The 2,139-nt window shown below is 62.0% G+C and carries 2 protein-coding genes; both read left to right on the top strand.

All coding sequences use genetic code 11. The features are described 5' to 3' along the window. Positions 1–164: 4a-hydroxytetrahydrobiopterin dehydratase (locus AACS18_RS23130; protein ID WP_258228861.1), on the top strand; the 164-nt coding region annotated here is incomplete at its 5' end. 148 nt (positions 165–312) lie between these two features. Beyond that, a complete protein-coding gene (tyrR, locus tag AACS18_RS05280; protein ID WP_005333656.1) occupies positions 313–1,860 on the top strand; it encodes a transcriptional regulator TyrR in 1,548 nt (515 codons plus the stop codon). The last annotated feature ends 279 nt before the right edge of the window (positions 1,861–2,139 follow it).

The following is a 2,139-nucleotide window of genomic DNA, read 5'->3' as shown; positions in this document are numbered from 1 at the left end:
CCTTCACCAACCGCCTGGGGGAGCTGGCGGAGGCGGAGTTCCATCATCCCGCTATCCTGACAGAGTGGGGCAAGGTGACCGTCAGCTGGTGGACTCACAAGATTGGCGGCTTGCATCGCAACGACTTCATCATGGCGGCGCGCACCGATCAGTTGCTTCGGTAATCGCACCCCACACCAGCGTCATCGGTTGACCCGGGCCTGCCTGCGAAAGCGGGGCGGGCCCGCATTTTTATGGGCTGGCGCTCGCACTGGGGGGATCGAGACTGTATTATCCGCTCATTCATAGAGTTAGCTAGGAAGTGTGTCCCGAATGCGTCTTGAAGTCAGCTGTGAAGACCGCCTGGGCCTGACCCGGGAACTGCTCGACCGCCTGGTGGAGCACAATATCGATCTGCGCGGCATCGAAATCGATACCTCAGGCATCATCTATCTCAACTTTCCCGAGCTGGAGTTCAGTGATTTTCAGCACCTGATGCCGGAGATCCGCCGTATTCCCGGCGTCTACGACGTCAAGACCATCCCCTACATGCCTTCCGAGCGAGAGCACCACGAAATCGAGGCGCTGCTCAAGGCGCTGCCGGATCTGGTTTTCTCCCTCGACAGCAAGGGCAAGGTGACCCAGGCCAACCAGTCTGCCCTCACCACCCTCGGCTTGCCGGTGGAGGAGGTGCGCGGCGTGGCGCTCGGTTCGCTGGTCAAGGGTTTCTCTTTCACCCGCTGGCTGGAGGCGAGCGAGATCAAGCCGCAGACCTGCAAGCTCAGTTTCAATGGCGAAGAGTATCTGGCGGACCTGATGCCGCTGTTCGTGGCAGAAGCCCGCGGCAAGCAGGCGCTGGCCGGTGCCGTGGTGGTGCTCAAATCTGCCCGTCGGGTCGGCCTGCACTTCAGCGCGCTCCATGCGGTGGAAGTGGGGGGCTTCGAGCATCTGCAGGCCGAGAGCCCCAAGATGAAAGAGGTGCTGTCGCAAGCGCGCAAACTGGCGATGCAGGATGCGCCGCTGCTGATCGTCGGCGAGACCGGCACCGGCAAGGAGCTGCTGGCCCGTGCCTGTCACGGGGCCAGCCTGCGCTCCAGCCACCCCTTTATGGCCCTCAACTGCGCCGCCATGCCCGATAACGTGGCCGAGAGCGAGCTGTTTGGTTATGCCCCCGGCGCCTTTGGCAACAACACCGAGGGTAAGCGCGGCGTGCTGGAGCTGGCGAGCGGCGGCACCCTGATGCTGGACGAGATCGGCGATATGTCTCCCCATCTGCAGACCAAGTTTTTACGGGTGCTGCAGGATGGGGTATTCCGCCGGGTCGGTGACGAGCAGGAGGTGAAGGTCAATGTGCGTTTCATCTGCACCACCCAGAAGCAGTTGCTGGATCTGGTGCACGAAGGAACCTTCCGCGAGGATCTCTACTATCGCCTCAACGTGCTCAGTCTGGCGCTGCCCCCCCTGCGCGAGCGCAAGGCGGACATCATGGTGTTGGCCCAGCAGTTTGTCTCCCGCTTTGCCAGCGAATTGCAGCGACCCCGTCCGCGCTTTACCCGCAACATGGCCGACTACCTGACCGCCTATCGCTGGCCGGGCAACGTGCGTCAGCTGCGCAACTGTCTCTACCGTGCCATGACCCTGCTGGAAGGGGATGAGCTGGGGCCCGAGCAGATCGACCTGCCGGTGGCGGCCGATACCATGCCGCTGATCGACGAGTGGTTTGAGGGGAATCTCGACGATGCGGTGAAGCGCTTCGAGAGCCAGCTGCTGGCCCGGCTCTATCCCGCCTTCCCGTCGACGCGCCAGCTGGCCAAACGCCTGGGCGTGTCGCATACCGCCATCGCCAACAAGCTGCGAGAATACGGCATCAGCAAGAAGTGATTTCCGCCTTGCTGCCTGCCACCGGAGAGCCCGTTACCAGACGGGCTCTCCGTTTTCTTTACACGAACTCTGTCGATGATGGCGGGGTGAGACTTGTCAGGCCAGTGTCAGCCAACTTACTATCTGGGTTCATGTACCCGAACCGCAATGCCTTAGCAGCGGTATTGTCAAGGCGACCACCTCCCGATCATGCTGTTACTCTTTTCCCCCCGTTTCACTGCTCGTCTGGCGCTCCTGTTGGTTGCGTTTGGCCTGCTGTTGCCCCGCGCGCTGGCGGAA

It is taken from the genome of Aeromonas sp. HMWF015 (assembly GCF_963878965.1).
GTDB lineage: Bacteria > Pseudomonadota > Gammaproteobacteria > Enterobacterales > Aeromonadaceae > Aeromonas > Aeromonas veronii.
Note: the sequence above shows the minus strand (reverse complement) of the source record. Positions and strands in the feature narration are given on the sequence as shown.

Excerpts from the sequence above, each read along its gene's own strand:
- tyrR (WP_005333656.1), top strand. The coding sequence starts at position 313 with ATGCGTCTTGAAGTCAGCTGTGAAGACCGCCTGGGCCTGACCCGGGAA.